The sequence below is a fragment of the Sphingomonas bacterium genome (assembly GCF_903644055.1).
Taxonomy (GTDB): Bacteria; Pseudomonadota; Alphaproteobacteria; order Sphingomonadales; family Sphingomonadaceae; genus Sphingomonas_I.
Genome location: NZ_CAHJXD010000079.1, coordinates 1 through 7,152 on the forward strand (window position 1 = coordinate 1; position 7,152 = coordinate 7,152).

The 7,152-nt window shown below is 68.7% G+C and carries 4 protein-coding genes and 1 pseudogene; all 5 read left to right on the plus strand.

Going from position 1 to position 7,152, the window contains the following annotated elements; genetic code table 11:
• A pseudogene (locus tag HUU94_RS03510) lies at nt 1-253 on the plus strand (NAD(P)-dependent oxidoreductase); the annotation flags it as partial.
• A 62-nt stretch (nt 254-315) separates the two neighbouring features.
• The gene (locus tag HUU94_RS03515) at nt 316-567 is read left to right on the plus strand and encodes an acyl carrier protein (RefSeq protein WP_174273734.1); all 252 of its coding nucleotides are present in this window, start codon (nt 316-318) and stop codon (nt 565-567) included.
• Nucleotides 564-1,823 (plus strand): serine palmitoyltransferase, encoded by a 1,260-nt coding sequence (spt, locus tag HUU94_RS03520; RefSeq protein WP_174273735.1) that lies wholly within the window; start codon nt 564-566, stop codon nt 1,821-1,823. Before HUU94_RS03515 ends, spt begins: the two co-directional genes overlap by 4 nt.
• Before the next feature lie 289 nt (nt 1,824-2,112).
• A complete protein-coding gene (locus HUU94_RS03525) occupies nt 2,113-4,092 on the plus strand; it encodes an ATP-binding protein (RefSeq protein ID WP_174273736.1) in 1,980 nt (659 codons plus the stop codon).
• 55 nt (nt 4,093-4,147) lie between these two features.
• Nucleotides 4,148-6,982 (plus strand): M16 family metallopeptidase, encoded by a 2,835-nt coding sequence (locus HUU94_RS03530; RefSeq protein ID WP_174273737.1) that lies wholly within the window; start codon nt 4,148-4,150, stop codon nt 6,980-6,982.
• Nucleotides 6,983-7,152 lie beyond the last annotated feature (170 nt).

The following is a 7,152-nucleotide window of genomic DNA, read 5'->3' on the forward strand; positions in this document are numbered from 1 at the left end:
GCTCGGGCGCAGGGTGCTGCCCCTGCCGCTCCCCAAGGCGTTGCTCGCGCTGGCGGCGCGCGGCGACGCGCTGGTCCGCGGCGCGCGCGCCAAGCTCACCCCCGATCGCGTCGCCTATTTCTGCCATCCCGATTGGGCCGCAGCCCCGGGGGCGCACCCGCCCGCACCCTTATGGCACGCGGAAATCGAGACCCCCGCCGGCCTCGCAGAAACCGCTGCCTGGTATCGCGCTCAAGGCTGGCTCGCACGGTGATCCGCGACACATGCGCGCCGCAATCGCTTGGCAAGCACGCATCCTTCCGTAAAGGTCGAGACATGAGCATGCGTGACGACGTCTTCGCCCAGGTGGCCGAGCAGATCGAACCCTTCAACAAGAAGGGCGTCGCCTTGACCGACGCGACCAGCTTCGCGCGCGATCTCGAATGGGACAGCCTGACGGTGATGGATTTCGTCGCGGCGATCGAGGACGAGTTCGATATCCTCATCACGATGAACATGCAGGCCGAGATCGAAACGGTCGGCCAGCTCGTCGACACCGTCGAGAAATTGCGAGCCGCCTCGGCATGAGCGAGGCGATCGACACGCCCGAGGCGATCGCGCCCGGCGACCGCGTGGCGGAAGGCGGGCGCGACCTGCTCGCCAAGTTCCGCCCGCTGATCGAGGAGCGCGAGGCTCTGCTCGCGACCGGCGTGCGCGATCCCTTCTCGATCGTCATGACGCAGGTCAAATCGCCGACGCTGGCGGTGATCCAGGGCCGCGACACGATCCTGCTCGGCACCTATAATTATATGGGGATGACCTTCGATTCCGACGTCATCGCGGCGGGGAAGCAGGCGTTCGACCAGTTCGGATCGGGCACCACCGGCAGCCGAGTGCTCAACGGCACCTACCATCCGCACAAGGATTGCGAGGAGGCGCTGAAGGAGTTTTACGGCGCCGATCACGCGATCGTCTTCTCGACGGGCTATCAGGCCAATCTCGGCGTGATCTCCACGCTCGCGGGCAAGGGCGATTACATCATCCTCGACGCCGACAGCCACGCCTCGATCTACGACGGCTGCTGGCTCGGCAATGCCGAGATCGTCCGCTTCCGCCACAACAGCGTCGAGGATCTCGACAAAAGGCTCGGCCGCCTTCCCAGGGAAGCGGGCAAGCTGGTGGTGCTCGAAGGCGTCTATTCGATGTTCGGCGATGTCGCGCCGCTGCCAGAGATGGTCGCGGTCGCGAGGAAGCATAAAGCGATGATCCTCTGCGACGAGGCGCACGGCATGGGCTTCTTCGGCGCCAACGGGCGGGGCGTCTACGAGGAGATGGGAGTCGAGGACGACATAGATTTCGTCATCGGCACCTTCTCCAAATCGGTCGGCACGGTCGGCGGCTTCTGCGTCTCCAACCATCCCGATTTCGAGGTGCTGCGCCTCGTCTGCCGCCCCTATATCTTCACGGCCTCGCTTCCCCCCTCGGTGGTCGCCACCGCCGCGACATCGATCCGCAAGCTGATGCACGCCGGCGACAAGCGCGCGCACCTCTGGAAGAACAGCCGCCGCCTCCACGCGGGCTTGCGCGAACTCGGCTTCACGATCGCCACCGCGACCGCGCAGTCGGCGATCATCGCGGTGATGCTCCCCGATCAGCAGCGCGCCGTGGCGCTGTGGCAGGCGTTGCTCGAAGGCGGCGTCTACGTGAACCTCGCGCGGCCGCCCGCGACGCCGGCGGGCACCTACCTGCTGCGCTGCTCGCTATGTGCCGAACATTCGGACGAGCAGGTCGGCGAGATCCTCGCCATCTTCGCCGCCGCCGGCCGCGCGGTCGGCGCGATCTAGGGTGTCGAGCAAGTTCGGGCATGACCACTGCTGCCAGGGGAGGATCGTCTCGGGCGCTCTATCGTCGCATCCGACTTTAGAGGCTGTCCCGTTCAAGCGGAACGTCACCCCGGCCTTGAGCCGGGGTCCCGCTTCTTCTCCAGCGTCGGCAGGCAGCGAGACCCCGGCTCAAGGCCGGGGTGACGTAAAGTTCAACGTCAACAGGGCAGACTCTAGGCGCTTCCATATCAGCGCCCCACCCGCCCGAAAGCTTATTTTCCGTTAACCATCTTGGGCGTAAGCTGGCGGGATGAGCGAGGCCGAAGCGTTGGAGCCGGTGCAGAGCGGGGTTCGCCTGCGCTTCCGGCTGCTTGCCGCGGTGTTCGCGCTGATCGCCGCCGCTTTGCTCGTCGCGCTGGTCACGCTCGTCCAGCAATCGAACCATGAGCGCGATGTCGCGCTGGCGCGCAAGCAGCACAGTTTCGACGTGATGATGCTGACCAGCGAGCTCGATGGCGCGCTGTCGCGGAGCGAGGCGGCGCTTGGCCGCTACGTCACCGACGGCAGCGTGCAGACCGGCGCGCTCTACCTCGATCAGTGGCGACGCGCCGGGCGCGAGCTCGATACGCTCGCCGATCTGGTCGGCGACGATCCCGAGCAGGCCGCGCGCGCCGCCGCGCTCAAGCAGCTCTACGTCAGGCGCGGCGCCGAGCTCGCCAAATCGGCGACGCTGGCCAGCTACAAGCGCGGCTGGGCGGCGCTGTCGCTATTCTCGCAGGCGGGGCGATCCGATGTGCTGCCGCGCACCGCGCAGCTCATCCGCCAGATGCAGGATGCCGAGCGCGCGCTGCTCGACGAACGCTCCACCGCCGCCGCCAACCGCGTGCATCGCTCGAACGCCTTGGCGCGGCTGCTTTCGTGGGTCGGCGTGATGCTCACGCTTTCGGCGCTGGCGACGGGATGGATGGCGGTGATCGCCTGGTCGCACGAGCGGATCGCGCGCGCCGACGCCGATGCCGAGATCAACCGCACGCAGGCGCTGGAAAACGCGGTCGCCGATCGCACGCGAGAATTGCAGGAGGCCAACCAGCGCCTCACCAAGGAAGCCGCGGTCCGCGCCGAGGCCGAATCGAAGCTGCGCCAGATGCAGAAGATGGAGGCGGTGGGGCAACTCACCGGCGGCATCGCGCACGATTTCAACAATATGCTCGCGGTGGTGCTCGGCGGGCTTGAGCTGGCGCGCAACCGTGTCACCGAGCAGGCCGCCGAGGCCAATCGCCACATCGAAAACGCGATGGAGGGCGCCAACCGCGCCGCGGCGCTGACCCGACGGCTGCTCTCCTTCTCGCGCGCCGAGCCGCTGCTGCCCGCGGGGGTCGATCCCGGCGCGCTGATCCACGGCATGTCCGATCTGGTCGATCGCACGATCGGCGAGCGGATCACCGTGCGGATCGCGGCCGAGCCCGATGTCTGGCCCGTATGGGTCGATCCCTATCAGCTCGAAAATGCGATCCTCAATCTCTGCGTCAACGCGCGCGATGCGATGGCGGGCGCGGGGGTTCTCGCGATCGGCGCTTCCAAGCGGACGTTGCGCGTGGGCGAGATCAACCTGCTGCCCGCCGGCGATTATGTGCGGATCGCGGTGGAGGATGACGGCCAGGGCATGACGCCCGCGGTGCTGGAACGCGTGTTCGAGCCTTTCTTCACGACCAAGCCGGTGGGCGAGGGCACGGGCCTCGGGCTCAGCCAGATCTTCGGCTTCGCGCGCCAGTCGCGCGGCGATGTCGTGATCGCATCGGTCGAGGGCGCCGGCACTACCGTCTCGCTCTACCTGCCGCGCCACCGGGGCGAGGCCGTCATCGCCAGCCTGCCGCCCGAAACGCCCGCGGCGCCCGCCTCCCTCGACGCGCTCACGATCCTGCTGGTCGAGGATGACGTCCGCGTCCGCACCGCGACGCGCGATGCGCTGACCGAGCTAGGCTATCATGCCCTGCCCTGCGCATCGGCCGACGAAGCGATCGCGACGCTCGAAAGCCGCGACGACATCGGCCTGCTGATCACCGACGTGGTGATGCCGGGGACGACCGGGCCGGAGCTTGTCCGCGCGATCGGCCCGCGTTTTCCGCGCCTGCCGATATTGTTCGTCACGGGCTTCGTCGGCGAGGCGGGGGAGGCGGAGATGTTTCAGGGGCATGAGGTGCTGCGCAAGCCCTTCACGCTCGCCAAGCTCGCCCAAGCGGTCGGCACAGCGGCGGGGCGCGCCAAAGCGATCCACGATCAGGCGGCGTGAACTTCTTCCTTCGCCTGCATTGCCCGATGTGGCACCGCGTGGCAGGCCAGCCGGGATGACCTTCCTGCCCCGCATGCTGATCGTGCTACTGCTGGCGCTGCCTGGCGCCGGCTTCGCGCGGATCCCGCCCAAGCGCCCCGGCGTCTGGGCGCAGAGCTATGTCGATCGCGCGCCCGATCCGGCGATCCGCTTCGGCCGGCTTCCCAACGGCCTGCGCTACGCCATCCGCCGCAACGGCACGCCCGCCGCGCAGATTTCGCTCAGGCTCTACATCGGCTCGGGCTCGCTCGCCGAGCCCAAGGGCAGCGAGGGGCTGGCGCATTTCCTCGAGCATATGGCGTTTCGCGGCAGCACGCATGTCGCCGATGGCGATGCGATGCGGATGCTCGCGCGGCAGGGGCTGGCGATCGGCGCCGACGCCAATGCCAGCACCTCGCCCGAGGCGACCATATACGCGTTCGATTTCCCGCAAGGCGGCAAGCCCGCGATCGATACCGGGCTGATGCTGTTCCGCGAGATCGCCACCAACCTGACGATCGGCGACAAGAGCGTCGATGCCGAGCGCGGCGCGATCCTCGGCGAGGAGCGGCTGCGCGACGGCCCCGCGCTGCACGCCGGCAAGGCCGGGCTGGCCTTCCTGCTGGCGGGGCAGATCGCGCCCGATCGCCTGCCGATTGGTCATATCGACGTTATCCAGCATGCGCCCGCCGGCCTGATCCGGGCCTTTTACGAGCTGCATTACCGGCCCGAAAATGCCGCGATCGTCGCGGTCGGCGATCTCGATCCGGACGCGATCGAGGCCGAGATCAAGGCGCGCTTTTCCGATTGGCAGGGCAAGGGTCCGTCCCCGCCGCCGCCGGCGCTGGGCTCGCCCGCGCCGCGCGGCGAGGAGGTGCGGCTGTTCAGCGAGCCCGGCGCGCCGACGCAGGCGCAGATAAGCTGGGTCCGCCCGTTCGACGATCGCGCCGACACCAGCGATCGCGAGCGCGAGGATTATGATCGCATCGTCGGCCTGCTGGCGATCAACCAGCGGCTTTCGGATATCGCCCGGCGCACCAACGCGCCCTTCCTCAATGCCGGCGTCCAGCGCAGCAACGTGCTCGGCTCGGCCGAGGTGACCAATTTCGGGATCAATCCGCTCTCCGGCGCGCCGCTGCCTTCGGTGCGCGCGGCGGTCGACGAACAGGCGCGCGCGCTGCGCTTCGGGCTCACCCAGCCCGAGGTCGATCGCGCGGTGCAGGCGCTGACCACGATACTCTCCAACGCCGCCGCCGGGGCGGACAGCCGCACCAGCCAGGTGATCGCCAACGCGATCGTCCGCGATATCGGCAGCAACGAGGTCACGCGCAGCCCCGCGCAGGACCTCGCCGACCTCCAGGAATGGAATCGCTTCCTCTCGCTGCGCAACGTCAACGCCGCGCTGAAGCGCGCCTTTGCGGGCTCCGGCCCGTTGATCTTCCTTTCCACCGCGCAGCCGCTTCCCGGCGGCGAGGCGGCGTTGCGCGCCGCCTTCGATCAAGCGGGCAAGGGCCTCGTCGCGCCGGCCGCGACGGGCGATGCGCCCGGCTGGCCCTACACCGGCTTCGGCAAGCCCGGCACCGTCGCGCAGAAGCGCGAGATCGGCGATCTCGGCATCACGATCGTCACCTTCGCCAACGGCGTCACGCTCGCGATCAAGCCGCAGAAGGTCACCGCCAACGAGGTGCTGGTCAGCGCGAGCTTCGGGCAGGGGCGGCTCGGGCTGCCCGTGGGCAAGGCGCAATCCTACTGGATGGTCGGCCAGCCGACGATCTTCGTCGAAGGCGGCACCGGCAAGCTTTCCGCGGGCGAGATGCAGCGCGTGCTGACCGGCAAGACGATCGGCGTCGGGCTGCGGATGGACGATGACGCCTTCGCGCTGCAGGGGCGGACCAACCCCACCGATCTGCCGACCGAGCTGCAATTGCTCACCGCTTATCTCAGCGATCCCGGCTTCCGGCCCGAAGCAGTGACGCGCGCGCAGAACGCGCTCGGCCTCGCGCTGCCGCAGATCGATTCGACACCCACCGGCGTCGCCAGGCGCGAGCTGCCCGTGCTGCTCCATTCGGGCGACGCGCGCTGGATGGCGCTGCCCACCGCCGATCAGCTCGCGCAGAGCCGGCCGCAGGACCTGATCGGCCTGCTCGATCCCGCGCTGCAAGGCGCAGTGGCGGTCACGATCGTCGGCGACGTCACGGTCGATCAGGCGATCGCGGCGGTCGCATCCACCTTCGGCGCGCTGCCGCCGCGCCCACCGCGCATCGAGCCGCAGCCGCGCGACGTGCGTTTCCCGGCGCCCGCCGCCGCGCCCTACATGCTCCAGCATTCGGGGCGCGGCGATCAGGGGATCGCCTATCAGGCGTGGGGCACCGATGGCTATTTCGCCAATCCCGACGATGCGCGCGCGCTCGCGGTCGCGGCGGCGGCGATGAAGCAGAGGCTGTTCGATCAGCTTCGCGAGGCGCAGGGCGCAACCTATTCGCCCGACGTCAGCGCGCCCGCGTCCAACGCGCTGCCACACTATGGCCTGCTCGCCGCCGAGGTCGAGATCGCGCCCGACAAGGCCCCGGCCTTTTACGCGCTGGTCGATACGATCGCCGCCGATCTGCGCACCAGGCCGCTTTCGGCGGACGAGCTCGATCGCGCCAAGCGCCCCCAGATCGATGCGCGCAAGCGCGAGTTGCAGACCAACCCCTTCTGGCTCGGCGTCATAGCGCTCGGCCAGCGCGATCCGCGCGCGTTCGATGCAGCGCGCGAGCTGGTTTCGGGGATGGAGAAGGTCAGCGCCGCCGACGTCCAGCGCGCCGCCGCCAAATATCTCCTCCCCGGCCGCGCCTATCGCGCGCTCGTCAAGGCGCGCACGGCGCCCTGATCGCTCAGAGTCGGATGACTTTAGCCCTACCTGCTCATGCTGAGGTGAGAACGAGTAGCTCCGGAGGAGCGTATCGAGGGCTCGTATCGAAGTACGGCTCCAGAGCATGTCCTTCGATACGGGCTCTCGACAAGCTCGATCCCTACTCAGGATGAGCGGAGGAGTGGGTC